Source organism: Flavihumibacter stibioxidans (assembly GCF_014332695.1).
Taxonomy (GTDB): domain Bacteria; phylum Bacteroidota; class Bacteroidia; order Chitinophagales; family Chitinophagaceae; genus Flavihumibacter; species Flavihumibacter stibioxidans.
In genome coordinates, this window is sequence record NZ_MBUA01000027.1 from 328,885 (window position 1) to 353,071 (window position 24,187).

26 protein-coding genes are annotated in these 24,187 nt (G+C 47.1%); 13 read left to right on the plus strand and 13 right to left on the minus strand.

The features are described 5' to 3' along the window. Window positions 1-18: 18 nt before the first annotated feature. Complete coding sequence (locus BC349_RS15335; RefSeq protein ID WP_187257645.1) at window positions 19-489, plus strand: hypothetical protein; 471 nt, start codon at window positions 19-21, stop codon at window positions 487-489. 70 nt (window positions 490-559) lie between these two features. Here the strand turns inward: BC349_RS15335 and BC349_RS15340 are convergent, their stop codons facing one another. Continuing rightward, window positions 560-1,693 carry a pyridoxal phosphate-dependent aminotransferase gene (locus BC349_RS15340; RefSeq protein WP_187257646.1) on the minus strand — a complete coding sequence of 378 codons (1,134 nt, stop codon included), beginning with the start codon at window positions 1,691-1,693 and terminating at the stop codon, window positions 560-562. Between the two features lie 57 nt (window positions 1,694-1,750). Continuing rightward, the gene (locus BC349_RS15345; protein WP_187257647.1) at window positions 1,751-2,251 is read right to left on the minus strand and encodes a metallophosphoesterase family protein; all 501 of its coding nucleotides are present in this window, start codon (window positions 2,249-2,251) and stop codon (window positions 1,751-1,753) included. Window positions 2,252-2,450: 199 nt separating this feature from the next. Here BC349_RS15345 and BC349_RS15350 point away from each other — a divergent pair, with 199 nt between their 5' ends. After that, window positions 2,451-3,608 (plus strand): homogentisate 1,2-dioxygenase, encoded by a 1,158-nt coding sequence (locus BC349_RS15350; protein ID WP_187257648.1) that lies wholly within the window; start codon window positions 2,451-2,453, stop codon window positions 3,606-3,608. 126 nt (window positions 3,609-3,734) lie between these two features. On the opposite strand, the gene BC349_RS15355 is transcribed toward BC349_RS15350, so the two are convergent. From BC349_RS15355 to BC349_RS15385, 7 genes are read right to left on the minus strand one after another with little or no spacing between them, the layout of a single operon-like run. After that, the gene (locus tag BC349_RS15355; RefSeq protein ID WP_187257649.1) at window positions 3,735-4,853 is read right to left on the minus strand and encodes an ABC transporter permease; all 1,119 of its coding nucleotides are present in this window, start codon (window positions 4,851-4,853) and stop codon (window positions 3,735-3,737) included. Further along, complete coding sequence (locus tag BC349_RS15360) at window positions 4,850-5,956, minus strand: ABC transporter permease (protein ID WP_187257650.1); 1,107 nt, start codon at window positions 5,954-5,956, stop codon at window positions 4,850-4,852. The genes BC349_RS15355 and BC349_RS15360 overlap by 4 nt, the downstream gene beginning before the upstream one ends. Before the next feature lie 10 nt (window positions 5,957-5,966). After that, the gene (locus BC349_RS15365) at window positions 5,967-6,710 is read right to left on the minus strand and encodes an ABC transporter ATP-binding protein (protein ID WP_187257651.1); all 744 of its coding nucleotides are present in this window, start codon (window positions 6,708-6,710) and stop codon (window positions 5,967-5,969) included. 1 nt (window position 6,711) lies between these two features. Beyond that, window positions 6,712-7,623, minus strand: a complete 912-nt coding sequence (locus BC349_RS15370; protein WP_187257652.1) for an ABC transporter ATP-binding protein — start codon at window positions 7,621-7,623, stop codon at window positions 6,712-6,714. Between the two features lies 1 nt (window position 7,624). Beyond that, complete coding sequence (locus tag BC349_RS15375; RefSeq protein WP_187257653.1) at window positions 7,625-8,575, minus strand: HlyD family secretion protein; 951 nt, start codon at window positions 8,573-8,575, stop codon at window positions 7,625-7,627. Window positions 8,576-8,586: 11 nt separating this feature from the next. Continuing rightward, window positions 8,587-9,843: a TolC family protein gene (locus tag BC349_RS15380; protein ID WP_187257654.1), complete on the minus strand. Its 1,257-nt coding sequence runs from the start codon at window positions 9,841-9,843 to the stop codon at window positions 8,587-8,589. Beyond that, on the minus strand, window positions 9,840-10,469 hold the full coding sequence (locus BC349_RS15385) for a TetR/AcrR family transcriptional regulator (protein ID WP_187257655.1): 630 nt from the start codon (window positions 10,467-10,469) through the stop codon (window positions 9,840-9,842). The genes BC349_RS15380 and BC349_RS15385 overlap by 4 nt, the downstream gene beginning before the upstream one ends. A 156-nt stretch (window positions 10,470-10,625) precedes the next feature. Between BC349_RS15385 and BC349_RS15390 the strand changes: the two genes are divergently transcribed. From BC349_RS15390 to aroQ, 10 genes are all read left to right on the plus strand, one after another. Beyond that, complete coding sequence (locus BC349_RS15390) at window positions 10,626-11,024, plus strand: hypothetical protein (protein WP_187257656.1); 399 nt, start codon at window positions 10,626-10,628, stop codon at window positions 11,022-11,024. A 119-nt stretch (window positions 11,025-11,143) separates the two neighbouring features. Then, window positions 11,144-11,362 (plus strand): translation initiation factor IF-1, encoded by a 219-nt coding sequence (gene infA, locus BC349_RS15395; RefSeq protein ID WP_039128617.1) that lies wholly within the window; start codon window positions 11,144-11,146, stop codon window positions 11,360-11,362. 10 nt (window positions 11,363-11,372) lie between these two features. Then, window positions 11,373-11,489, plus strand: a complete 117-nt coding sequence (gene ykgO, locus BC349_RS15400) for a type B 50S ribosomal protein L36 (RefSeq protein ID WP_046369371.1) — start codon at window positions 11,373-11,375, stop codon at window positions 11,487-11,489. A 54-nt stretch (window positions 11,490-11,543) separates the two neighbouring features. Further along, the gene (gene rpsM, locus BC349_RS15405; protein WP_187257657.1) at window positions 11,544-11,924 is read left to right on the plus strand and encodes a 30S ribosomal protein S13; all 381 of its coding nucleotides are present in this window, start codon (window positions 11,544-11,546) and stop codon (window positions 11,922-11,924) included. 102 nt (window positions 11,925-12,026) lie between these two features. Beyond that, the gene (gene rpsK, locus BC349_RS15410) at window positions 12,027-12,428 is read left to right on the plus strand and encodes a 30S ribosomal protein S11 (protein WP_187257658.1); all 402 of its coding nucleotides are present in this window, start codon (window positions 12,027-12,029) and stop codon (window positions 12,426-12,428) included. A gap of 132 nt (window positions 12,429-12,560) precedes the next feature. Further along, window positions 12,561-13,166: a 30S ribosomal protein S4 gene (gene rpsD / locus BC349_RS15415; RefSeq protein WP_187257659.1), complete on the plus strand. Its 606-nt coding sequence runs from the start codon at window positions 12,561-12,563 to the stop codon at window positions 13,164-13,166. A gap of 47 nt (window positions 13,167-13,213) precedes the next feature. After that, entirely contained in the window at window positions 13,214-14,212 is a 999-nt protein-coding gene (locus BC349_RS15420; RefSeq protein WP_187257660.1) for a DNA-directed RNA polymerase subunit alpha, read from the plus strand. A 57-nt stretch (window positions 14,213-14,269) separates the two neighbouring features. After that, window positions 14,270-14,776 (plus strand): 50S ribosomal protein L17, encoded by a 507-nt coding sequence (rplQ, locus tag BC349_RS15425; RefSeq protein ID WP_187257661.1) that lies wholly within the window; start codon window positions 14,270-14,272, stop codon window positions 14,774-14,776. Window positions 14,777-14,864: 88 nt separating this feature from the next. Further along, window positions 14,865-15,974 (plus strand): glutamine-hydrolyzing carbamoyl-phosphate synthase small subunit, encoded by a 1,110-nt coding sequence (carA, locus tag BC349_RS15430; protein ID WP_187257662.1) that lies wholly within the window; start codon window positions 14,865-14,867, stop codon window positions 15,972-15,974. A 183-nt stretch (window positions 15,975-16,157) separates the two neighbouring features. Then, entirely contained in the window at window positions 16,158-16,577 is a 420-nt protein-coding gene (gene aroQ / locus BC349_RS15435) for a type II 3-dehydroquinate dehydratase (protein ID WP_187257663.1), read from the plus strand. Between the two features lie 126 nt (window positions 16,578-16,703). Here aroQ and BC349_RS15440 read toward each other — a convergent pair whose 3' ends face one another. Beyond that, the gene (locus BC349_RS15440) at window positions 16,704-19,214 is read right to left on the minus strand and encodes a sialidase family protein (RefSeq protein WP_187257664.1); all 2,511 of its coding nucleotides are present in this window, start codon (window positions 19,212-19,214) and stop codon (window positions 16,704-16,706) included. Window positions 19,215-19,259: 45 nt separating this feature from the next. On the opposite strand from BC349_RS15440, the gene BC349_RS15445 reads away from it, so the two are divergent. After that, the gene (locus tag BC349_RS15445) at window positions 19,260-19,925 is read left to right on the plus strand and encodes a toxin-antitoxin system YwqK family antitoxin (protein WP_187257665.1); all 666 of its coding nucleotides are present in this window, start codon (window positions 19,260-19,262) and stop codon (window positions 19,923-19,925) included. On the opposite strand, the gene BC349_RS15450 is transcribed toward BC349_RS15445, so the two are convergent. The 3 genes from BC349_RS15450 to BC349_RS15460 all read right to left on the minus strand — a co-directional run bounded on the left by BC349_RS15450 (window position 19,911) and on the right by BC349_RS15460 (window position 24,177). After that, entirely contained in the window at window positions 19,911-20,744 is an 834-nt protein-coding gene (locus BC349_RS15450; protein WP_187257666.1) for an alpha/beta hydrolase, read from the minus strand. The two genes, BC349_RS15445 and BC349_RS15450, sit on opposite strands and share 15 nt — an antisense overlap. A gap of 435 nt (window positions 20,745-21,179) precedes the next feature. Next, window positions 21,180-23,552: a M1 family metallopeptidase gene (locus BC349_RS15455; RefSeq protein WP_187257667.1), complete on the minus strand. Its 2,373-nt coding sequence runs from the start codon at window positions 23,550-23,552 to the stop codon at window positions 21,180-21,182. Continuing rightward, complete coding sequence (locus tag BC349_RS15460) at window positions 23,452-24,177, minus strand: HupE/UreJ family protein (protein ID WP_222840197.1); 726 nt, start codon at window positions 24,175-24,177, stop codon at window positions 23,452-23,454. The genes BC349_RS15455 and BC349_RS15460 overlap by 101 nt, the downstream gene beginning before the upstream one ends. Between the last annotated feature and the right edge of the window lie 10 nt (window positions 24,178-24,187).

The window sequence follows — 24,187 nt, forward strand, 5'->3', positions numbered from 1 at the left end:
AACAACAAACCATAATTTATGTACAACGGACTTCTTCATTTACACAATTTAATGCGTTGGGTGATCATCATCCTGCTGCTGGTTGCCATTATCAAACATTACAAAGGTATGAGCGGTGCCAAGGCCTATTCGGGGTCAGACAGGAAGGTGGATCTTTTCCTGATGATCTCGGCCCATATCACCCTGCTGATTGGATTGTACCAGTGGTTTGCAGGTGCACTTGGTTTGCAGAACCTGCAGTCAAAGGGATTCGGAGAAGTTATGAAAAACGCTCCTGAACGCTTTTTTGCTGTAGAACACCTGGTTGGAATGATCCTGGCGATTGTGTTCATTACCATCGGAAGAGCAAAGGGAAAACCCGCTAATGCTGCCGGTGCTGAACATAAAAAAGCATTGGGATGGTTTCTTGCTGCACTGGTACTGATATTCCTGCTCGTACCCTGGCCTTTCCGTGAAGGAATTGCAAGGGCATGGTTCCCTGGAATGTAAGCACATTCACTGTAGCACTCATTACAATATTGCGGCTGTTGAACCGGGAAAAAACCGTTGCAACAGCCGTTTATTTTGGTACTCCTTTCATAATCTCCACAAATTTCTTCATCTCCTCCATGGTGCCGATGCTAACCCTGCACCATTTCCCGTCGGGTAAATCATGCGACCGGAGCAATACATTTTTTGCCAGCATATCTTTTGCAAAATCTCCCTGGTAATTATTTAAGTGGAAGAACAGGAAATTTGTATAGGAGGGAATACAGTGATAGCCCAGTTCCTGCAGTGACTTTGTAGTAAACTCCCTGGCTGCAGCATTTTTCTGCTTACTGCTGACACTGTGTGACTGGTCCTTGAGACTCGCCATTGCCGCGGTCATGGACAATGCGCTCATACAGAAATTGCTGTTCCCGAAATAATTGGCAGCAAGGGTTTTGATGGTATCGGGATGAGCCAGAATAAAACCCACCCTCATTCCTGCCATGGCATGAATTTTCGAAAAAGTCCGGATGATCACAATGTTTTTATTGCCGCTTTTTACCAGCGACAACATTGATTCGTTATAGGGTGCATCGAGGAAATCAATATATGCTTCATCAATGGAAACCATGGTGCGCCGGCTGGCTTCTTCGCAGAAGGCCTTCAGTGCAGCAGGTTGTACGATTGTTCCGGTTGGGTTGGCCGGATTGCAGATATAGACCTGCGAGGTATTGGCATCGATGGCTTTTAGGAGCGCATCGAGGTCATGTATTTTTTTGTTGTCAAGCGGTATTTCCTTTACGGCTACTCCGATCTTTTTAGCTGTATTGGGTAAAATGCCAAATGTTGGCGTGGCTGTTACCAGGTTGCCCTGGCTGTATGCTCTCGCCATCAGGTTCAATGCTTCCCCTGAGCCCGGCGTAACCAGGATATGGTCCACAGTTACTCCATAGTATTCCGCCAGTTCTTTCCTGAAAGTCTGGAGGGCCGGGATATTATACTGGTAACGGTGAACGCTGCTGATCAGGTCACTAATGGCCTTTTTGGCACCAGGCGCAAGTCCGTATGGGTTTTCATTGGAGCCGAGGTTGATCAGACCGGTTTCACTACCCAGTTCCCGGGGCAGATAATCTTCCCCGCCCAGGGATCGCAGTGAAAATCCGATTCCCAGTGCAGCCAGGGTGCTTTGTTTCAGCCAGTCGCGGCGATGAATATTGCTAGCCATGCAGTCAGGTTTTTAGTTGCCAAAAGTTACGGAATTCCCATCAGCTTGCGTCACATCTTATCGCCTCCCTAACTCCACCACTTCGCAGTCCTTCATTTCGATCCCATCAATGACGAAACGAATGATGGTGCGAACCTGGTGCCAGCCCTGTTTTCCGGCAGCGCCAGGGTTCATGTGCAGGCACTGCAGGTCAGCATCAAACTGTACCTTCAGAATGTGGGAGTGTCCTGAAATAAAGAGCTGTGCCTTTTCTTCCCGGATACGTTGCTTCACGCCCGGGGCATAACGGCCCGGATAACCCCCTATATGTTTCATGAAAACCTTCACCTTTTCGCAGGTAAATGCCAGTTCTTCGGGGAAAACGCTCCTGACGTCATACCCGTCAATATTGCCAAAAACTCCCCTTACTGTTAACCCGGTTTTAGCCGCCAGTTCCTCTGCTATTGATATATTTCCGAAATCTCCTGCATGCCAGATCTCCTGGCATCGGCTGAAATGCCCGAATACCGATTCGTCGAGGTAACCGTGCGTGTCTGAAATCAATCCGATTCTGGTCATCTCCCAAAATAGTATTTTGTACATTAGCTGAACGATTGAATTATGCCATTCTTCAGAAATTTTACCTGGTGGATCGATAAACGCCGCTGGAAATTTGTTTTCCTGCTGGCAACACTGGCAATGGGTAGTTGGTTGATGCCTTACTTCAGCCTTGAATAAGTTGTCCTGCTATTACACTTTAATTTAAAAATCACTTTATATGCCTCATTATATAGCCATGGGGTCTATTCCCCATAAACGACATACACAATACCGAAAACCCGACGGCGGGCTCTATTCCGAACAGCTTTTTTCAACGGAGGGTTTCTCAAACGATTATTCGATTCTATATCATTGCCATCCGCCTACCCAGATCATCCGAACCGATGAGCCGGTTAACGTAATGCCCGTAGTGGCGGAGGAAAAAATGCTGCAACACCGCAGCTTTGAAGGCTTTCAGGTAAAGCCCGAGAAAGATTTCCTGCAGAGCCGGAAACCGGTGCTGGTAAACAACGATTGCCATATCGTACTGGCTGCGCCCCAGGAAAGCATGGGTGATTATTTTTACAAGAATGCGGATGCAGATGAAATGATCTTTGTCCATGAAGGCAGCGGGGTACTGCATACACAATATGGCGGGCTTCCCTTTTCCTATGGCGATTACCTGGTTATTCCCCGGGGTACAATCTACCAGATCAGCTTTGCCACCCCGGAAAACCGGCTGTTTATTGTAGAATCGTTTAGTCCTCTCCGTTACCCCAAACGGTATTTGTCGAAATACGGGCAACTGCTCGAGCATTCGCCTTTCTGCGAAAGGGATATCCGTGGGCCGCAGGATCTCAAAACATATGATTTGGCCGGGGATTTCCTGATAAAAACAAAGAAGAAAGGTGTGCAGTACGGCCTCCATTATGCACACCATCCCTTTGACGTAATTGGGTGGGATGGATGCTGTTATCCCTTTGCTTTCAGCATCCACGATTTTGAACCTGTTACCGGGCGCGTCCACCAGCCCCCGCCGGTACACCAGACTTTCGAAGCCAATAATTTCGTGGTTTGTTCTTTCGTTCCGCGTTTATACGATTATCATCCCCAGGCCATTCCGGCTCCATATAATCACAGTAATATTGACAGTGACGAGGTACTGTATTATGTGGATGGAGATTTCATGAGCCGGAAAAATGTTACCAGGGGCATGATCACCCTGCATCCTGCAGGCATACCCCATGGCCCTCATCCCGGCGCAGTGGAAAAAAGTATCGGGAAAAAGGAAACCGGAGAACTGGCCGTAATGGTAGATACATTTCACCCTTTGCAACTGACGGTGCAGGCGCTGGAAATTGAGAACAAAGGTTATACCATGTCCTGGGCCGAATAATTTCAGGTGTCTGAGGTTTGGGTTTAATGGTGTTTAATGGTGTCTGACGTTTGCGTTCGGTGAATTCAGTAATTCTAAACGTCAGACACCTTCCCCGGAGACACCTTCCCCGGAGACACCTTCCCTCTAGCTAGTCTTCCGGTAAACCCATACCGCCCAGCCGTTAAAAAATATTGCGAATCCGATGATGGTGAGCAGGTGCTGCCTGATATCGGCAAACCCGCTTCCCTTGAGCATTACCATCCGGATCACTTCAACAAAATAGGTGACCGGATTGAATCTTGTGATCCATTGGGCCCAGGGGGGCATGCTGTCAACCGAGGTAAACAGGCCGCTCATCAGGATGAATATCATGATGAAGAAAAAAGCCACAAACATGGATTGCTGCTGGTTTTCAGTAAAAGTGGAAACGAGCAGGCCGAATCCCAGCACAGCAACCAGGTAGATTGCCAGAAAAAGATACAGGAGCCCAATACTTCCCTTTGGAACGATGCCGTACACCAGCCAGGCTATTCCCAAACCAATTGTAAAGACAATGATTCCGATGATCCAGAAGGGAACAAGTTTGCCCATCAGGAACTGGTGTTTTCTAATCGGACTAACATTGATCTGTTCGATGGTGCCGATTTCCTTTTCCCTGACGATATTCAGGGTAGCCATGAATCCGGAGACAATGGTGACCAGCATTACCAGAATACCCGGAACCATGTAATAATGATAGTTCATGTAAGGATTAAACCAGCTGGATGATGTTATGTCAATCCGGGGAACCGGTTCCAGTCCATATGCCCTCAGGCGGTTGACTTTGATATTGCTGTTAAACCCGGTAATGATCGTACTAAGATAGGATGCACCGATTCCTGCTTTGGCAGCATTGATGGCATTGGCGGAAATCAATACCTCGTCGCCACCCAGCCTGGCAATATTCCTTTCAAAGGATGCCGGGATTTCCAGGATAATATCGGTTTTTTCATTTTCAATTTCACCAAGGGCTTCCTGGTAACTGGTATGTTCACTCCTGATGATAAAATATCCTGATGACCCGATTACAGATAACAATTCCTGTGAAATCGGGCTCCGGTCATGGTCAATCACCCCCAATGAAATATTTCTGATATCATAATCGGCTGCGAGTGGCATGATGAGCAACTGTACGATTGGCAGCACAATAATCAAAGGCAGGATACTCTTATCGCGGAATATCTGTTGAAACTCCTTTCTCAGCAGTATGATCAGCATTCTCATGACAGGCGGTTATTGAATTTTTTAAGACTGAAAAGCAGGAGAAAAACCGTCATGCCGCCAAGGACCAGTAATTCCTTCCAGATGGCCGAAAAACCGAGTCCCTTCAGCATCACATCTTTTGTGATCAGGTAATACCAGCGGGAGGGCACAATATTGGATATTACCTGCAGAGGTACCGGCATATTTTCAATCGGGAACATGAACCCGGTCAGCAGAACAGTCGGAAGCATCATGCCCATCATGGAAATGATCATGGCAGTTTGTTGTGTTTTCGCAAGGGTTGAAATCAGCAACCCCATAGACAGGCAGGTAAGGATAAACAGGGCGCTGGCCAATAAAAGCAGGCTCACACTTCCTTTAACGGGCACGTTTAATACATAGGTTCCGAGCAGGAGAATGACCGAAAGATTTACCATGGACAAAATAAAATAGGGGACCGCTTTGGACAGGAGGACATAAACTGGTTTAAAGGGTGACACCAATAATATTTCCATGGTTCCCAGTTCCCTTTCCCTCACGATGGAAACAGCGGTTAGTGTGGTGCAAACCAGCAGCAATACCAGAGCCATCACCCCGGGAACGAAATTCATGGTGCCTTCCAGTGATGGGTTATAGAGCATCCTGATATTCGGATGTATGAGCACCTGGGCATTGCCGTTATTTACCCTGTCATTTCGAAAATCATTAATGATTGCAGTCAGGTAGTTCTGAATGGTGCGACCGGTATTGGGGTCAGAACCGTCAGTAATTAATTGCAGCTGGACATTGTTCAAATGTTTCCATTGCTCATTAAAGTCCTGCGGAAAAACAATGGCAGCCTTGATCTTTCCTGACCTGAAAGCCGCTTCCATTTCGGCATAACTCATTGCTTCCCGGTAAATGTCAAAATATTTCGAAGACCTGATCCTGTTCGTCAGTGCCTGTGAAGCTTCGTCGCGGGAAGGATCGACTATGACCAGTTTTGAGTTCTTCACTTCATTGGTAAGGGCAAACCCGAACAGGATGATCTGTACTATGGGAAGGCCGAACATGATCAGCAGCGTCTTCCTGTCGCGGAAGGCGTGCAGGAATTCTTTTCTTACAAATACAAGGAATTGCTTCATTTTATTTGTTTTAATCAGCTGACCTGGTGGCGGTCCTCGCCAGGTCAAAAAATACCTGGTCCATATTCTCTGCATGATGCTGTTCCATCAGTTCTGCCGGACTGCCAATAGCCCTGATCTGTCCATCCACCATAATGGAAAGCCGGCTGCAATAACTGGCTTCATCCATATAGTGCGTGGTGACAAACACAGTGATCCCGTTTTCTGATGCCTGGTAGATCATGTCCCAGAATTGCCTCCGGGTAATGGGATCCACACCCCCCGTCGGTTCATCAAGAAATACGATCACAGGCTTATGAATGATGGCAACGGAGAATGCCAGTTTTTGTTTCCAGCCAAGTGGAAGAGATCTTACCAGTTTGGATGTTTCCCCCGACAGATGCAGGGTTTGCAGCAATTCATCAGATTTGTTTTTCAGTTCCTTTTTTCCCAGGCCGTAAATACCGCCAAAAAAACGGATGTTTTCCAGCACGGTGAGGTCTTCGTAAAGAGAAAATTTCTGGCTCATATAGCCTATGTTTTTCTTTATCTGCTCCTGCTGGTGGTAAACATCAAATCCGGCAACCCTGGCTTTGCCCGAACTGGGATAGGAGAGCCCGCAGAGGATGCGCATCGCGGTTGTTTTGCCTGCGCCGTTGGCACCCAGGAAACCAAAGATTTCACCCTTGCTTACGTCAAAACTGATATTGTCAACGGCCTTGAAGTGACCGAATTGTTTGCTGAGGTTTTCTGCAATGATGATCTTTTCCTTCATGTCAGTGTTTTAAAAGATCAATGAAACAATCCTCAATAACAGGTGTCTGATTTTTCAGGATAATTTCCTGGTGTCCATTTTCTTCCAGCCATTTGGCCATAACAGGGAGGCTGACTGCGGATTCATCCCTGAAGCTTACATGCAGGTATTCGCCAAATGCAAAACAGGAATGGATGTTTTCATGTAAGCGGAGATCCTGCTGCAGCCGGTATAAATTTTTAGCTTTAAAAGCATAGAGCGGACGGGGGTAATTCCGGACAATATTTCCGGGCGTATCAATAGAGAGTATCCTGCCCTGGTCTATGAGGGCGATGGTATCACACAAATTGGCTTCATCCATGTATGGGGTCGATACCATAATGGTTATGCCATCGGCTTTTAAGCGGGCTAGCATTTCCCAGAATTCCTTTCTGGATATGGCATCCACACCTGTTGTTGGTTCATCCAGCAGCAGTATATCGGGCCGGTGGATCAGCGCACAACAGAGAGCGAGTTTCTGTTTCATGCCACCGGACAGTTTTCCTGCCCGCCGGTTTTTAAAAGGCTCCAGCTGTATATAGATATCCCTTATCTGCGCATAGTTTTCCCGTACCGTTGTGCCAAATAGAGTAGCAAAAAACTTCAGGTTCTCATCCACGGTCAGGTCCTGGTACAGGGAAAATCTTCCAGGCATATAACCCAGTTTACTGCGGATGGTTGTAACATCCTTTTTGATGTCAAGCCCGTTGATCAGGGCATCACCACTGTCTGGCAACATCAGGGTGGTGAGTATGCGAAATAAAGTGGTCTTCCCGGCGCCGTCAGGACCGATCAGTCCGAAGAGTTCGCCGGATTTCGCTTCCAGGCTGATGCCGGAGAGTGCTTTCAGGGCACCCCTATTAAATGTTTTGCTTATGTTGACCAGTGAGATCATTTCATGGATTGTTCCGGTTGAATATAACTTCCCCGTACATTCCTATCTTGAGGAAACCATCGTTCTTCACAGCGATCCTGATGGCATATACAAGGTTTGCCCTTTCTTCTTTTGTCTGGATGGTCTTGGGCGTAAACTCAGCTTTATCGGAGATCCAGTATATATGGCCTTTGTAATGTTTATATTGATCTGCCCCTTCATCGATCCTTACTTCCACTTCCTGATGAAGCCTGATCCGGGGCAGCTGGGTGCCTGTTACAAAAGCTTTCAGCGTGATGGTGTCAGTATTGGCGATGCTGTAAAGTGGTTTTCCTGCCGCCGTCATTTCCCCGGCATAAGCATATCTTACAAGCACTGTGCCGGTTACGGGGTTGATGATTTGTCCCCTGTTGATCTGGTCCTGGATGCGTTCAACTGATTTTTTGAGCGGGTCTTCTTCGCTCAGTATACTCCTGTTCTGTGTGGCAATACTGGAACGGTAGAGTTCGAGCTGTTGCTGTGAAACGGCGATCTGGCGTCTGATCTGGCTGACGGATGATTCAACATCATCCAGTTGTTTCCTGGTGGCGGCATCGGCGGCAAGGAGTTTTTCGGTCCTTTCTTTTTCCCTGAGTTGCTGATCCAGCTGTGTTTGCAGGACAGCGATCTGTTTCCTTACCAGTTCCAGTTGCGGGGTGGGGTCGGTGGTTTTTTGCCGCAGGGAGCGGAGGGATGCCTCCACCTGTTCCTTTTGCAGGCCGATGCCGGTTACATCGATCCTGCCAATTACGGCATTGACGGAAATGGTATCACCTTCTCTGATATCAAGCGATAATATTTTACCAGCCTGTTCCGCTGAAACGATGATCTCATCGGCTTCGAAATTGCCGGAGGCATCCGGAATATTGCCGTTGTTTTTGCAGCCCGCCAGCAGGAGCATTGCTATTGTGAGGGTAAACAGTTTTTGTTCCATGTGATCCGGGTTTATTTGCCTGATTGATATGATAGATTATAGTGTGCGCGTAACAGTGAGACTTTGTGCAGCAGGTATTGCTGTTTGGCCTGGTCTTCCGCATGAACCTGTATGAGGAAGTCGTGCGGGGTGATCACACCATTCTCCAACTGGGCTGCTGCAGCCTTTTTTACTTCATTTCGCAGCAGTACGATCTCTTCATCAGTTTCCATTAATTTAAGGTATTTCGTGATTTCCCCTTCTTCCAGCCTGGTATCAAGACTGGTATTAAAGAGAAATGTTTCCTTTTGAAGGTCGATGAGCTTTTGATCGGTCTCTATCAGTTTTTTATCATTCCTGTTCGTGTACAGATGGCCGAGGTTCCAGCTGAAACGCAATCCCCCGATCCAGAAAACGCCAAATTCGTTGCTGACGATGTCAAAGGTCGGCCTTCCCCAGGACCCCTGGAAAAAAGCGGATATCCGCGGCCTTGACTTCACGCTGATGGCCTGCTGCCTCAGCTCGTTCAGTTTCCTGCTTTGTTCAAACACTGCTAATTCGGGCCGGGAAATAGTATTGTTTCGGCCTGGTATGGGTGGTTCCGGTAAAACAGTATTTTCGTCGAGTGTCTGACCGGTAAAGGCAGACAGGATGTCCAGCCAGTTCCGGCGCGCGGTCAGCAGTTCCGTCTGCATTTGCTGCGCAAGCAGGAGATTGGCCCTCAATTCATTTAATTGACTCCTGAAAACAGTGCCATGCTGCAGGGCGGCTTCAGTGCGCTTAATACCGCTTTTTATGTCCCCCTGCAAAAGTTGATTTTGTATTATTTGCTGATTCAATAACAGAATACCGAAATAGAGGTTGTTTATCCTGTTGTTCAACTGGTAAAGCTTTTCTTCCAGCCGGGCTTTTTCCAGCCCTGACTGTGCTTCTGTGGTTGACCTGTTGAGCCTGGTATTACCGCCATCGTACAAAAGCTGGGTGAGTTCTCCGCTGATCCTGTACTGGTCCTTGCTGAGTGTCGGGAAAACTGGTCCCTGCGCCGTTTTTGGAAAATGAATCACGTCTGACTGATAGGTGGCCTGGCCGTTGATGGCAATTTGGGGAAGCCATGATTTTCCGGCGTTTTCCAGGGAATAAGCCGAGGTATGATCAATCAGTTCATACTGCCGGGTTAGCGGATAATTTTTCCTGGCCAGCTGTTGGCATTCTTCCAGGGTAAGGGTTTGGGCATTTCCGTTAAACACTGCCAGGCATAGTAGTGGCAAGATAAAAGCATGCTTTTTCATGAAGTATGTGTTGATGCCTTTAATGAATTTGCGTTGATGATGGCGTCGATCCATACAGGGATCAGTTTTTTTCTTTGGGCCAGCAATTGCGAGAATTGTTCCTTTTCCAGGCCCAGGGCAGATTGAAACGCCGGTGCAGCCAAAAAAGGGAAAATGGTCATCCCCAAAAGGTTCAGGATAAAATGAACCGGTTCCATGTCTGAACCTCTATCTTCCAGGTATTGACTGATTTGGGAAAAGATATTTGTGTCTTTTAGTGCCTCATGCATTCCTGCCTGCTGGATCAGGGCATTGGGGTTGGTACGCAGTTCGTTGATTACAAAGGAAGGGATATCAGGGTTTTCCAATAGCCGGCCGATGTAATAGTCCACCAGCAGGCTGATCTTTTCCTGCACTCCGGTTTCCTGGTTTTGGAAGATCTGCAACGCTCCACGGAAGAATACCTGAAAGTTTTCAGCCATTATAATGCGGTAGAGATTCTCTTTACTGCGGAAATAATAGTTCAGAAGGGCCAGGTTGATACCGGCCTCGGCAGCGATATCGCGTGTGCGGGTGGCAGCGAATCCCCTGGTGGTAAACAATCGGGCGGCGGCCGCTTTGATTTTTTCTTCAGTATTCGGTTCCATTGCGGGGGGGCATTTTTACTGAGAACCAAAATTAAACAAATAATTTAATCAGATGATTAAACAGTAAAATATTTTATCCTCCGGTGATTTTGACGGGTTCTTCTGAGCGACCAATAGGGGAATTCGTTAAATTGAACTTATAAAACCATTTGCCATATGATCAAATTCAGTGAAATCAAGCCAGGCGATTATGTAATGGCCGAATATGAAGGTGAGTTGTGGGAAGGCATTGTTAGTGAATTAAACAAGGAGGACAAGGAAGTTTGTGTTCAGACTGAAGTGCAGGAGTTTTGGTTCAAGCCGGAAGAGTTGCGGGCAATACCTTTAAATGAGGAGCAGCTCATCAAATTTAATTTTGAAAAGGAGACCAATGGGGACGGCTGGATCAAGTACAAGAAAGGGCCGTTCAGGATAGCACTGAGGGCCGAGGGGGCTTTCGATGATTTTGAAATCTGGTACCGGGAAGACCGCCGGCACATCAAGCATGCCATTCATGTGCATGAACTCCAGAACCACTATTATGACATGACAAAAGTGGAATTAGGGCGTAATTGAGCTTAAATCTGACTATATTCACCATGTAAATGCATCATATTCAATAGAAATGGGGAAAAAATCCCCATTTTTTTATTTTTTCTGACAAATATTCATATCTTTGCGCTCCCAAAATCTGTATGGCAAAACAAGCACTCATTAAACAGGATGGAATTATTGTAGAAGCACTTTCGAATGCTATGTTCAAGGTGAAGCTCCAGAATGACCACGAAATATTGGCGACTATCTCAGGAAAAATGAGGATGCACTATATCAGGATTTTACCTGGTGACAAAGTGGGGGTGGAGATGAGTCCATATGATTTGACAAGGGGTAGAATTATTTTCAGATATAAATAATATAAGCATCATGAAAGTTCGTGCATCCATCAAAAAGCGCAGCGCCGATTGCAAGATCGTGAGAAGAAAAGGCAAGCTGTATGTTATTAACAAGAAGAATCCACGTTACAAGCAAAGACAAGGTTAATTCCTGGCTGTGCCCTGCATCCGTCATTAGTTAAATTGAAAATAGAATCAGATTATGGCTCGTATTGCCGGTGTTGACTTACCAAAAAACAAGAGAGGAGAAATAGGCCTGACCTATATATTCGGCATTGGCCGTTCTACCGCTCGTGAAATTCTGACTAAATCAAACATTAGTTTTGAGAAGAAGGTTCATGAATGGAACGACGATGAACTTGCTGCCATCCGTAACTTCATCAACGACGAGTTGAAAGTTGAAGGTCAGCTGCGCTCCGAGGTACAGATGAGTATCAAGCGTTTGCTTGACATCGCCTGCTACCGTGGTCTGCGTCACCGTAAAGGGTTACCGCTTCGTGGTCAGCGTACCAAGACCAACAGCCGTACCCGTAAAGGTAAACGTAAGACAGTTGCTGGTAAGAAGAAAGCTCCTAAGAAGTAAGACATAGCGCCGCTACCGGATCCAGCTTGGGAGGGGGAGGAGCGTCGCGATCCTGAAACATGTGTATCAGGAAAATTTTTTTAAAGATTACCTTTTATCTAAATGGCTAAACAACAAACCAGCGCTAAAGCCGCTGCCAAAAAGAGAATCGTAAAGGTAGATGCATATGGTGATGCCCATATCTCTGCTACATTCAACAACATCATTATCTCTCTGACCAACAAGAACGGTCAGGTTATTTCCTGGTCTTCTGCCGGTAAAATGGGTTTCAAGGGTTCTAAGAAGAACACTCCCTATGCCGCACAGATGGCTGCTGCCGATGCCGCTAAAACCGCTCTGGATGCCGGTTTGAAACGTGTTGACGTATTTGTGAAAGGACCTGGTTCCGGACGTGAGGGCGCTATCCGCTCCCTGAGTCAGTCAGGTATCGAAGTGGTGATGATCAAAGACGTTACTCCGTTACCACATAACGGTTGTCGTCCGCCGAAAAAACGCCGCGTATAATTGTTTTTCATATACCGAAACCCAAGGTCAATTCAGGCTTTGGGTTTCGGATTTTGTATTTTCTAACATGGGTGTACAATTGATTTTAAGATTTTTAATGATTGTACATCGCAACTAAAAAATCAAGTTGATATGGCACGTTACACTGGTCCAAAGACCAAAATTTCAAGAATCTTCGGTGAGCCCATCCTAGGGAATGGAAAATGGCTGAACAAAAACAGCAATCCTCCCGGTCAGCATGGTGCCGCCCGCAAGCGCAAGAGCCTGGGAGAATATGCCCTGCAGCTCCGCGAAAAGCAAAAAGCCAAATACACTTATGGTGTATTGGAGAAGCAGTTCCGCAGAACTTTTGAGGAAGCTGCCCGTCGTAAGGGTGTTACTGGTGAGAACCTGATCAAATTGCTGGAAGCCCGTCTCGACAACACAGTTTTCCGTATGGGTATTGCCCCTTCCCGTCCTGCTGCCCGCCAGCTGGTAAGCCATAAGCACATTATGGTGAACGGTGATGTGGTAAATGTTCCATCCTACCAACTGAAAGCCGGTGACATCATCACTTTCAAACCAGCTTCAACTGAAAAAACAGGTCTTACCAGCCAGGTGCGTGGAAAGAACCAGAAATTCAGCTGGATCGACTGGAATGAAACTACTATGACCGGTACATTCATCACCTATCCTGAAAGGGAAAGTGTTCCTGAGAATATCAAGGAACAACTGATCGTTGAATTGTACTCTAAGTAATAGCGGATAGTAAGTAACCCACAACAAAAAGTAAATCGAACATACAAATGGCCATTTTAAACTTTCAGAAACCCGACAAAATCGTTCTGCAGAAAGCAAATGATTTTGAAGCACAATTCGAATTCCGTCCGCTGGAGCCTGGTTATGGTGTAACCATTGGCAACGCCCTTCGCAGGGTGCTGCTCAGCTCATTGGAAGGTTTTGCGATCGTGGGTATCAGAATTGAAGGGGCTGAACATGAATTTGCTACCATCAAGGGTGTTACAGAAGATCTGACAGATATCATCCTGAACCTCAAGCAGGTTCGGTTCAAGAAGGTAGTAGATACGGAAGTATCCAATGAGAAAATCGTTCTGCACATCAAAGGCAAGAGCGAATTCACTGCCGGTATGATCCAGGAAGGCACTCAAAGTTTCCAGATCATGAATCCCGAGCAGTTGATCTGTACCATGGATCCTTCTGCCAAACTGGAGATCGAACTGACCATCGGCAAGGGCCGCGGTTATGTGCCTGCTGATGAAAACAAGCAGAAAGATGCTCCCCTGGGCTTTATTCCCATTGACTCTATCTATACTCCCATCAAGAATGTGAAGTACAGCGTAGAAAACACCCGTGTGGAACAAAGAACAGACTTCGAAAAGCTGATCATGGACGTTGCAACCGATGGCACCATCCATCCGGAAGAGGCAGTGAAGCAGGCTTCACGTATCCTGATCCAGCACCTGATGATCATCACTGATGAGAATATCACTTTCGATAACAAGGAAGAGAAAAAAGAAGACCTGGTAGACGAACAGACCCTGCAACTGCGCAAGGTGTTGAAGACCCCGCTGGAAGATCTCGATCTTTCCGTTCGTGCCTTCAACTGTCTGAAAGCTGCCAAAATCAATTCCCTGAGCGAGCTGGTACAATACGAGCAGGAAGACCTTATGAAGTTCCGAAATTTCGGTCAGAAATCACTGGCTGAGATCGAGCAGGTACTGCATGAGCGCGGCCTGAGTTTCGGTATGGACCTGGCAAAGCTCGGAATCGATAAAGAAGACTAATTCACTAACAGTAGGCTGCAATTCCTGACCCGGTGCAGCCGGTAAAATTTAAATGTCATGCGTCACGGAGACAAACAAAACAACCTGGGCCGTAAAAAAGCTCACCGCGAGGCCCTGCTGGCCAACCTGGCTATCAACCTCATCGAACACAAGCGCATCGTTACTACCCTGGCTAAGGCTAAAGCCCTGCGTGTATATGCAGAGCCGCTGATCACCAAGGCTAAGTCAAATGATACCCACAATCGTCGGGTGGTATTCAGCTACCTCCAGAATAAGGAAGCTGTTGCTGAACTTTTCGATGTGATCGCCGCTAAAATTGCCGGCCGTCCAGGTGGTTATACCCGCATCATCAAGCTCGGAGCACGTGTAGGCGATAACGCTGAACAGGCTATGATCGAGCTGGTTGACTTTAACGAAGTTTACGGAAAAACTGCTGAAGCTAAAGCCGAACCTGCGAAGAGGACCCGTCGTGGTAGCAAAAAAGCTGCTGCTGAAACTCCCGCCGCTGAAGCTCCTGCATCCGAAGCTCCCGCTCCTTCCACTGAAGAAAAAGCAGCCGAATAAGGATGAATGATTGATTTTTCAATAAGGGCAGAATGGATTTCCATTCTGCCTTTTTTTACGGATATTTGCAAAACTTTTTTCCAAAATCATGATGCAAGCAATTCAACAAAAAGCTGTCCTCGTCCTGCAGGATGGATCGGTTCACTATGGTAAGGCTTTTGGAACCATTGGTACCACCACCGGTGAACTTTGCTTTAATACCGGAATGACCGGTTACCAGGAGGTTTTCACGGATCCCAGCTATTTTGGCCAGGTAATCATCATGAACACCGTACATATCGGGAATTATGGTGTGAAAGAAGGGGATGTTGAATCCGGTTCAGTAAAGGTTCGCGGAATCATTGCCCGTAACCTGGAAGAACAGTTCAGCCGGAGACTGGCTAAAGGATCACTTGACGAATACCTCAAAGAAAACAATATAGTTGCCATCGAAGGGGTCGATACCCGTGCGCTGACCGCCAAGGTTCGTACAGAGGGCGCCATGAACTGTATCATTTCTTCCGAAATACTGGATATCGATCAGTTGAAGACGATGCTGAAGGCAGTGCCTTCCATGGATGGACTGGAATTGGCAAGCACCGTAACTACCGATGCTCCCTATGAATTGGGCGACCCCGCCAGTGATATCCGTATCGCTGTGCTGGATTTCGGTGTGAAGAAACATATTCTTCAGTGCATGGTGGACCGGGGTGCTTTTGTTCGGGTTCACCCGGCTAAAACCAGCTTCGACGAACTTAGGAAATTCAATCCCGATGGTTATTTCATCAGTAATGGTCCCGGTGATCCGGCTCCGATGGATTACGCAGTAAATACGGTGCAATCTATCATGGCTGAGGGAAAGCCATTGTTTGGCATCTGCCTCGGTCACCAGTTACTGGCCCTCGCCAATGGGATACCTACTTTCAAAATGCACCATGGCCACCGCGGCCTTAATCATCCGGTTAAAAATATCATCACCGGAAAATGTGAGATCACCACCCAGAACCATGGTTTCGGTGTGGATCCCGAAGCAGTGAAAAAGGCTGACCATATTGAGATCACCCACGTGAATCTCAACGACCAGTCCATTGAAGGGATCAGGGTAAAAGGTAAACCAGCCTTCTCCGTACAATACCATCCCGAAAGTACGCCAGGTCCGCACGACAGCCGTTACCTTTTCGATGACTTTATTGGAATGATCAGGGCATCCAAGAATTGACCAAAGCAAACATTTATATCTTCGGAGGTCCTGGTCAGCCAGGACCTCCGTTTTTTATGTTCGGAAATCCTGCATATGAATGTTGGTAAATGGCAATTGGCAATATTGAACCCAGGTTGCTAAGTGGCATTCATCCCGTTTGGCATTTCTTAATAACCACCCGAATCTGTTATTTTTACAATTATGAAAATCGCCATCATCAACGGCCCGAACCTGAATCTGCTTGGTAAAAGAGAACCAGGCGTTTATGGTTCACAAGACTTTGACAGCTATTTCGACTCCCTCAAGGCAAAGTTTCCGGATATTGAATTCAGTTATTACCAGAGTAATCTGGAAGGAGAACTCATCAACGAAATACAGCGGGCCGGTTTTGAAGCCGACGGCATCATTATGAACCCCGGCGGATATACGCACACTTCAGTAGCCATTGGCGATGCCATTGCCGCTGTTCCCGCCCCTGTTGTGGAGGTGCATATCAGCAATGTACATGCGCGGGAAGATTTCCGGAAAATTTCACATGTCTCCGCCAAAGCAAAGGGCACCATCTGTGGCCTGGGATTAACCGGGTATGAGCTGGCAGTACGATATTTTTCAGGTGTCTGACATGTAGTGTCTGACATGTAGTGTCTGACATGTAGTGTCTGACATGTAGTGTCTGACATGTAGTGTCTGACATCTGAGATTACGGTATTCAGAAATCATAGATGTCAGACACCACATGTCAGACACCTATTTCTTCAAAGCCTGCACCTTATCCAGTTTTCCGATATAAATACCCCTGCCATGGGTGCCCACGACAATCTCGTTTTCCCTTTTCTGGATGGCAATATCATGCACCGGCACGGAGGCCGGAATACCTTTGGTAAATGGCATGAACTTTCCTCCGCCATCGATGCTGGCATATAATCCGCCATCTGTTCCTATATACAAAATGCTTTCTGATTTCGGGTCTTCTCTGATCACGTTGACAGATTCCATGGGCAGTTCACTTCCCAGTTGCTTCCAGGTTTTGCCGTAGTCTTCACTCACAAATACATAGGCATTAAAATGGTCATTACGGTAGCCATTCAGGGTTACGTATACGCGACCTTCCTTCCACTCGCTGGCAACAACCCGCGATACATATAATCCCTGCGGTAATCCCGGATTTTTCTTAGCCGGTTTACCCAAAGCGGTCCAGTTGTAACCACCATCACTGCTTACCTGTAAATTGCCATCATCCGTTCCGATATACAGGAGGCCGAACTTTAGCGGCGATTCACTGATGGTGGTTATGGTGCCAAAAGGTACATCACCGGTTCGGGCCCCATTGGTCAGGTCTGAACTAAGTGTTTGCATCTCTTCCCCCTTCATTAAAGAACGGTGAAATTTATTGGAACCGTAATAGAGTATATCCTGGTTGTGACGGCTGAGCCAGATTGGGGTTTGCCAGTTGAAGCGCAAGGGATATTCCCCCAGCTCATGCTTTGGTTGAATGAACTTTCTTTCCTTCGCAGCCAGATTGGTTCGGGTATAAAATCCGAACTGAGATCCGCTGTATACGGTTTTATTGTCGCGGGAATCTACCTGCACCTGCATGCCATCTCCTCCGCCCAATCTTTTATAGGCGTATTCACCGTTGTCTGTCCAGTCGATATTTTCCTTAAAGTCCGATGGCCCGAACCAAACACCGTTATCCTGCAGACCTCCGTACACGTTATAGGGTTTCGCATTGTCTACTGCGATCGCGTAAAACTGGCCTACCGAAGGCGTATTGGCTTTGAACCAGTTTTCTCCATTGTCATAACTGATATTGCAACCGCCATCATTCCCATTGATGATATGACTGTCGCGTTTCGGATTGATCCAGAGCGAATGATGGTCGGAATGAACATTCCCTTTATCAATCGTTGTAAATGTTTTACCTCCGTCGGTTGAAACCTGTGCATTGACTCCCAGAATAAACACCTTGTCGGCATTCTGCGGCGATACGTAGATCTTCCCGAAATAATAACCGTAACTATAATAGATAGGAATTTGCTTTGTGTTGGTTCTTTTCCAGGTTTTACCGGCATCATCGCTGCGATATACTTCACAGCCGGTTACCGATTTGTTCTGGAAGCCATCGTCCACAAAGAGGTAATCGTAAATGGCGGTGGGTTTTACCTTATCGGTGCGAACCATCTCCTTCACCGTTGCTGCAGTATATTTCCCGGGGAAACGGTTGGCCCTTAAAAACTTACTCAACCTGGCAGTGTCAAGCGCCTCGAAACCTGCTTTATCCAGCGCCTTAAAATCGTTCAGGGTATAAGTGCTGTCAGATTTTCTTGCTGTGTCAGGCAATGGAGCCTGGTTGTCAACCACGGCATAAACGATCTGTGGGTTTTGCGGGAATACTGCCAGCCCGATCCGGCCAACGCCTTCCCCGCTTGTAAAGCCTGATCCCGGGCCACTGGTCAGTTGCCAGGTTTCCCCTCCGTCAGTACTCTTATATATGCCGCTTGTTTTACCGCTTTCCTCAAAATTCCAGGCCCGGCGGGTCCTGTACCACATTGCAGCGTATAACTCCCGCGGATTTGCCGGATTTACCTGAAGGTCAATTGCCCCGGTATTGTCATCAATGGCCAGGGTATGCTGCCATGTTTTTCCCCCATCAACCGTTTTGTAAATTCCTCTTTCCTTATTGGGGGAATAAAGGTGCCCCATGACTGCCACCCATGCAACCAAAGGGTCACCGGGATGCAGGGTCACTTCACCGATATGGTGTGATTCCGGCAGGCCAAGGTATTCCCAGTTCCGGCCATTGTCCTCTGATTTGTACATCCCGATTCCGGCATAGGTGGAGCGGCTGCTGTTGACTTCTCCTGTTCCCAGCCAGATGGTCTTTTTGGGGGAACGCCAGTTTACGGCGATGTCCCCGATGCCTATTACCATTTCCTTATCAAAAACCGGAGTGAAAGATTGACCATTGTTGGTGGTATGCCAAAGCCCGCCGGTAGCATAGGCAACATAGAATTCAGTCGGATCTTCGGGGTTCACATCTATGTCAACAACCCTTCCGCTCATGATGGCTGGACCAATATTCCGGAATTCCACCTCGTTCAAAGCGGAGTTTTGCGCCTGGATGCTGCGATTTTGCATTCCTTTAAGCCTTTCCGTGGCTGGAGTAGGCGCTATTTGGCCGTAGCTTTGTGAAGCGAGTAACAGGAAGAGAATTCCGGCATATTTGTTGGAACCTAAATTAGTCAGAACGGATAACATATTGGCTTGGGTTTCGTTATTAGCGTATCATCAAACATACTAACTATGCGTTGGATTTTGATCATAACCATGTTCGTTTCTATGAGCAGTTTTGCCCAGTGGAAAGATTATATCATTGGGGTTAAAGGTGATACTCTGAATAGGGTAGACCTTGCCGGGAGGAAACAGGGACCCTGGGTCCACCGGTATGAAACAATCAGGGGCGAAAGGGGATTTGAAGAGGAAGGTGAATATACGGATGACCGGAAGGAAGGCCGCTGGAGAAAATATTCCCTGATGGGCGATCTGCTTGCAGTGGAAAACTTTCGGTGGGGATTTCTGGACGGACAAAGCCAGTATTTCAATATGGCGGGTAATGTGGTGAGGGAAGAATCCTGGCGCGCATTCAATCCCGATAAATTATATGACACCATTGATGTGGAAGATGTGATGAGCCCGGGAAATTTTAACCAGGTTATCGTTAAGAACGAAGGTTCTTCCATCAGGCATGGCACCTGGCAGTATTACGATCCGGTATCCGGACTGATCAATAAAACCGAGTTATACCTTTTGGGGAAACTTGAAAAGGGCAATGACCCTATGACACTGGCAAGGGATACTCTTCCTGCCAATGCAAAAAAAATCCAAAAGCCCAAAGAAGTGCTTGATTTTGAAAAGAAGAATACCGGGAAAAAGAAGGTTAAAGTCCGGGACGGCTCAGTCGGGTATTGACAATTCCATATCCCATCTTTTCCTGAAGAACAATAACTGGTAATCAATTGCATTCTGCCAGTAATTCCAGTCGTGACGGCCGGGCCTTTCAGTATAATCGTGCGCAACCCGTAGCTCCATCAATTTCCGGTGTACCGACCTGTTAACTGGCAGCAGGTAATCATCCAGCCCGCATTCCATGGCAAGCGCCAGTTTCTGACCAGAAATCGAATCGCCGGAATTATGTTTTTGCAGGTTATTCCAATTGATGCTGCAACAACTGCTGTCGGCCATACTGGCATTGTTTCTAGCCAGTACAGTTTTTGAAATATTGTCAACATTCAGGGCACCGCTCATACTGCCTGCTGCGGCAAACAGTTCAGGGTATTTGCTGGCCATAAAGAATGACCCGAATCCACCCATGCTGAGACCGGCAATTGCCCTGAAACGGCGGTCTTTGGCCGTGGGGAAATTCGCATCGATATAAGGAATCAATTCTTTTATAAAATGAGATTCAAACCGGTAAGAGGAGTCAATCGGGTTGTCAAAATAAAGGGTCATCCTGCCTCCATCCGGACAAATAATCATGCATCCATAACGATCTGCCGCTTGCTGTAATTCAGGCACTTTGGTGATCCATAGATTGTAGGCGCCGCCCATTCCGTGCAGGAGGTATAAAACAGGATACCCCTGGGATGGGGGCTGGGATGAAGGCTTGATGACGATGGCCTTCATGTCTTTTTTCATGGCCGCGCTATAGATTGACAGGGTGTCGATTTTACCAGCCCGGGAATGAAAAAAGGTGAGCGATAGTGCAATAATCAGCAGTAAACGTACCATAGGTTAAATCTAATTGTGTTACAACAAATTAATGGCCCGGAGGTTTGTTTTTTGTCGATGGAATTTTGGCTGGTGTCAAAATACTGTATTAGATAAGATAGTCAAACAGTTTTCCGGTAAGCTTGCCCTGCTTTTTTCGCTGGTTTTTGCCATTGCGGCTATTTTTATTCTTGTCAACCACCAAGGCAGATCAGGCCCCCTGGAATGGGGATTAACTTTATTGGTTGCCGCAATTTTTCCGGCAGCTGGGCCCGATGTAATTTGACCCAATCCTGTCCGGGGCTGACATTTCCCGGAAAATTTGCCGGCAGGCCGGGGAAGGGAGCAAAATCGAAGGGGATGCGTGGATAATGACCAGGATTGTCAGGAATAAAGAGAGGGGGCCGCTGGATTACCAGCAGCCCCCCCTCTTTATTTAATTTGTTATATGGGTTCTCAGAACGCTTTCTTCTCTTTCTTCTCTTTTGCCTTCTGCATAGGAGTGATGCCAGTGCTCTGGCCACGTGCTCCCTGCTTCAGTTTGAAGAGCTGGAACTTGCTGGGTTCAGCGATGGTTCCCCAGGTATTGTTGCCTTCGTTGATATCAGCAGTTTCGCGCATCGGGTCGAGTTTGATAGACTTCACTTCCTTGTCTTTCAGGTAAACCTTGGTAACCTTGTTCTCGTTCTTACGCCAGATCTGTGCAGGAATGCGATCCACCTCAGTTGTACCATCGGTAAAAGTGAATTCCACAATGATAGGCATTACCAGGCCACCTTTGTTAGAGAAAGCAATTTCATAGATATGTTTATTGCCATATTTATTCTGGACTTCCTCATCCGCTTTTACCACATTGGACTGTGCAGGTACTTCATAGGTAGCAGTGTCAACCGGCTCCAGGCCACGGGCGTATCTCCAATAGAAATCACGCAGGGTAGTGTCGCGGTCCACTTCAAACACGATATTCTTGTCCTCGCGGTTGCGTACTTTGGAAATATCCTCAAAAGTATTCACCTGCGGCTTATCCAGTTTCACTTTTCTCACACCGGAAGCATTCATGCTGGGAGGATCAGTGAATTCGGGACGTAAATATTTAACGGTATCGATGGCGATATCGGTAGCATCGGTACTGTAAAACCAGCCTCTCCAGAACCAGTCAAGGTCCTCACCGCTGGCATCTTCCAGGGTGCGGAACAGGTCAGCAGGAGTTGGGTGCTTGAAAGCCCAGCGACGGGCATATTCTTTAAAGGCATAATCGAACAACTCGCGTCCCATGATGGTTTCACGCAAAATATTCAAACCGGTTGCAGGCTTGGAATACGCATTGGGGCCAAACTGGATGATGTTTTCACTGTTGGTCATAATGGGTTCCAACTGGTCTTTCGGCAACTTCATATAATCGGCAATATAGGCTGCCGGGCCACGACGGCTGGGGAATTTGCTATCCCACAATTCTTCTGTGAGGTATTCAACAAATGTGTTAAGGCCTTCGTCCATCCAACTCCACTGGCGCTCATCACTGTTAACGATCATTGGGAAGAAGTTGTGTCCAACTTCATGGATGATAACACCCAGCATACCGTACTTGGTACCTTCACTGTAAGTTCCATCTGGTGCAGTACGACCATAGTTGAAACAAATCATCGGATATTCCATACCGTTAGAAGCTTCAACACTCTGGGCTACCGGGTAAGGATAAGGGATGGTGAATTTTGAATAGGTTTTGATGGTATGGGCTACGGCTTTGGTGGAGTATGGGCGATACAGTCCGTATGCTTCCTTGCCATAAAAACTCATTGCCATAATCTTCTTGCCTTCAACAGTAACAGGCATTGCATCCCAAACGAATTTGCGACTGGAGGTCCAGGCGAAATCACGTACGTTATCGGCTTTGAAAATCCAGGTTTTTTTAGACTTGCTCTTTGATTTTTCTGCTGCTTTTGCCTCATCAAGGGTAACGATTTCCACTACATCTTTGGCTGTCTGGGCTTTGTTCCAGCGTGCCAGCTGGCCGGGACTCAGCACCTGCTGGTAGTTCAGGCATTCGCCGGTAGAACCTACCACGTGGTCGGCAGGAACGGTCATCTGTACCTTGAAATTGCCAAAGGTCAGGGCAAATTCACCGCGACCGGTGAACTGGTGGTTCTGCCATCCCTGGAAATCACTGTAAACAGCCAGGCGGGGATACCACTGGGCGATGGTGAACAGGTGGTTGCCGTCTTCCGGGAAGAATTCGTATCCACCACGGCCACCTTCTTTCATCCTGTCAGTAACCTTGTAGGTCCAATCGATCTTGAAGATGAATTTCTGTCCGGGTTTCAGTGCTGCAGGCAATTCAACCCGCATCATTGTTTTATTGACGGTATACCTGAGTGATTTGCCCAAAGCATCAGTCATTTTCTGGATGTTGACACCGTTGTCGTTTTTTGTTTCCTCCATCCTGCCCAGCATCAGGTCAACAGACTGTTTCCCGATGGTAGAAGGATCCTGGTAATTGGCATTGCGGTCAGAGCTGTGCTCATTCTCATCCAACTGCAACCAGAGATAGGTCAGTACATCTGGCGAATTGTTGAAGTAGGTAATGGTTTCGCTTCCTTTGAGCAACAGTTTTTCTTCATCCAGTTCACACTTGATGTCGTAATCTGCGCGCTGTTGCCAGTACTTGGGTCCCGGGGCTCCACTGGCAGTGCGGTATTCGTTCGGCGTGGGCATGATGGTGCCCAGCTGTTCAAACTTGTTGCCATGATTGGAACCCGGATTGTTCTGAATGTTCTGGGCCATTGCCGATCCGGCAAATAAGCCCAGGCATGCAAAGAGTAGTCTTCTCATTTGTTATTGCTGTTTGTGTATGTGTGTTGAATTCAGGAATTCTTTCAAAAGCCATTTTTAATGAAAATGCCAGAATAATGGAGGAAATAACACCCAGCCACCATTGCTGCGGAATTTTCAATTGCTCAACGAATATAAAGGTTAGCATCAAAACCACCGCCACCACCAGCAATTGGGCCACTTCAATACCAAGGTTAAATGCCAGCAGGTGGCTGCCAAGGTTTTCGCCGCCTTCCAGATCCAGCAACAGGTTGGCATAGGCCAGTCCGTGTATCATTCCAAAAAACAGGGCGAAAAAATAAATCAACGGAAGTTTCCCTGAATTTTTTCCGGTTTTATAAAACAGGTTGTTCAGTGCTGTTCCGGCAATGGTTAGCGGAATCATGAATTCAATCCAGTCAACCGGCATCTTAAAATATCCCAGCACACTTAGCACCAGTGTTATGCTGTGGCCAATCGTGAAGGCGGTTACCATGATCGCCACTTTTCTCCAGTCAGTAACCCGGTACCTCAAACATAGTGCGGAAACAAATAATATGTGATCGAGGGCGTCCCAGGTCAGTATATGCTCAACGCCAAGACCGAAGTAAAGGTTAAAATCTCCCATTGTGTGTAAAGCTGTCAAAATAATACAG

Bases quoted from the DNA above. Each gene is read 5' to 3' on its own strand.
- BC349_RS15355 (WP_187257649.1), bottom strand. From the start codon at position 4,853: ATGAGAATGCTGATCATACTGCTGAGAAAGGAGTTTCAACAGATATTC.
- BC349_RS15445 (WP_187257665.1), top strand. From the start codon at position 19,260: ATGCGTTGGATTTTGATCATAACCATGTTCGTTTCTATGAGCAGTTTT.
- BC349_RS15385 (WP_187257655.1), bottom strand. From the start codon at position 10,469: ATGGAACCGAATACTGAAGAAAAAATCAAAGCGGCCGCCGCCCGATTG.
- BC349_RS15340 (WP_187257646.1), bottom strand. From the start codon at position 1,693: ATGGCTAGCAATATTCATCGCCGCGACTGGCTGAAACAAAGCACCCTG.
- BC349_RS15360 (WP_187257650.1), bottom strand. From the start codon at position 5,956: ATGAAGCAATTCCTTGTATTTGTAAGAAAAGAATTCCTGCACGCCTTC.
- rpsK (WP_187257658.1), top strand. From the start codon at position 12,027: ATGGCTAAACAACAAACCAGCGCTAAAGCCGCTGCCAAAAAGAGAATC.
- rplQ (WP_187257661.1), top strand. From the start codon at position 14,270: ATGCGTCACGGAGACAAACAAAACAACCTGGGCCGTAAAAAAGCTCAC.
- rpsD (WP_187257659.1), top strand. From the start codon at position 12,561: ATGGCACGTTACACTGGTCCAAAGACCAAAATTTCAAGAATCTTCGGT.
- BC349_RS15375 (WP_187257653.1), bottom strand. From the start codon at position 8,575: ATGGAACAAAAACTGTTTACCCTCACAATAGCAATGCTCCTGCTGGCG.
- BC349_RS15380 (WP_187257654.1), bottom strand. From the start codon at position 9,843: ATGAAAAAGCATGCTTTTATCTTGCCACTACTATGCCTGGCAGTGTTT.
- BC349_RS15450 (WP_187257666.1), bottom strand. From the start codon at position 20,744: ATGGTACGTTTACTGCTGATTATTGCACTATCGCTCACCTTTTTTCAT.
- BC349_RS15335 (WP_187257645.1), top strand. From the start codon at position 19: ATGTACAACGGACTTCTTCATTTACACAATTTAATGCGTTGGGTGATC.
- BC349_RS15390 (WP_187257656.1), top strand. From the start codon at position 10,626: ATGATCAAATTCAGTGAAATCAAGCCAGGCGATTATGTAATGGCCGAA.
- infA (WP_039128617.1), top strand. From the start codon at position 11,144: ATGGCAAAACAAGCACTCATTAAACAGGATGGAATTATTGTAGAAGCA.
- BC349_RS15370 (WP_187257652.1), bottom strand. From the start codon at position 7,623: ATGATCTCACTGGTCAACATAAGCAAAACATTTAATAGGGGTGCCCTG.
- BC349_RS15365 (WP_187257651.1), bottom strand. From the start codon at position 6,710: ATGAAGGAAAAGATCATCATTGCAGAAAACCTCAGCAAACAATTCGGT.
- carA (WP_187257662.1), top strand. From the start codon at position 14,865: ATGATGCAAGCAATTCAACAAAAAGCTGTCCTCGTCCTGCAGGATGGA.
- BC349_RS15455 (WP_187257667.1), bottom strand. From the start codon at position 23,552: ATGAGAAGACTACTCTTTGCATGCCTGGGCTTATTTGCCGGATCGGCA.
- ykgO (WP_046369371.1), top strand. From the start codon at position 11,373: ATGAAAGTTCGTGCATCCATCAAAAAGCGCAGCGCCGATTGCAAGATC.
- BC349_RS15345 (WP_187257647.1), bottom strand. From the start codon at position 2,251: ATGACCAGAATCGGATTGATTTCAGACACGCACGGTTACCTCGACGAA.
- BC349_RS15440 (WP_187257664.1), bottom strand. From the start codon at position 19,214: ATGTTATCCGTTCTGACTAATTTAGGTTCCAACAAATATGCCGGAATT.
- rpsM (WP_187257657.1), top strand. From the start codon at position 11,544: ATGGCTCGTATTGCCGGTGTTGACTTACCAAAAAACAAGAGAGGAGAA.
- BC349_RS15420 (WP_187257660.1), top strand. From the start codon at position 13,214: ATGGCCATTTTAAACTTTCAGAAACCCGACAAAATCGTTCTGCAGAAA.
- BC349_RS15350 (WP_187257648.1), top strand. From the start codon at position 2,451: ATGCCTCATTATATAGCCATGGGGTCTATTCCCCATAAACGACATACA.
- aroQ (WP_187257663.1), top strand. From the start codon at position 16,158: ATGAAAATCGCCATCATCAACGGCCCGAACCTGAATCTGCTTGGTAAA.